The sequence below is a fragment of the Streptomyces viridosporus genome (assembly GCF_002078235.1).
Taxonomy (GTDB): Bacteria; Actinomycetota; Actinomycetes; order Streptomycetales; family Streptomycetaceae; genus Streptomyces; species Streptomyces viridosporus.
In genome coordinates, this window is sequence record NZ_MSGP01000587.1 from 1 (window position 1) to 524 (window position 524).

The window sequence follows — 524 nt, forward strand, 5'->3', positions numbered from 1 at the left end:
GCCGGGGCAGGAGGGACCGGGAGCGCCGGGAGCGGAGGAAGCGGAGGGGAATCGGGGCGCCCGGACGGTCAGGGGCAGCGCACGACCTGGCCCGCGTAGGACAGGTTCCCGCCGAAGCCGAACAGCAGGACCGGGTCGCCGGTCGACACCTCGCCCCGCTCGATGAGCTTGGAGAAGGCGAGCGGGATGCTCGCGGCCGAGGTGTTGCCGGACTCGGTGACGTCGCGGGCGACGACGGCGTTGACGGCGCCGATCCTGCGCGCGAGGGGTTCGATGATCCGCAGGTTGGCCTGGTGCAGCACGACGGCCGCGAGGTCCTCGGGGGTCAGTCCCGCCTTCTCGCAGGCCTGGCGCGCGAGGGTCGGCAGCCGCGTGGTCGCCCAGCGGTAGACGCTCTGCCCCTCCTGGGCGAACCGCGGCGGCGTCCCCTCGATCCGCACCGCATGCCCCATCTCGGGCACCGAGCCCCACAGCACCGGGCCGATCCCGCCCTCCCCGCCGGCCTCCACCTGCGTGCTCGTCGG

The 524-nt window shown here is 74.8% G+C and carries 1 protein-coding gene; it reads right to left on the minus strand.

The features are described 5' to 3' along the window. Positions 1–68 precede the first annotated feature (68 nt). The coding region (locus B7L92_RS33475) for a 3-oxoacyl-[acyl-carrier-protein] synthase III C-terminal domain-containing protein (protein ID WP_304364727.1) at positions 69–524 on the minus strand (456 nt) is incomplete at its 5' end.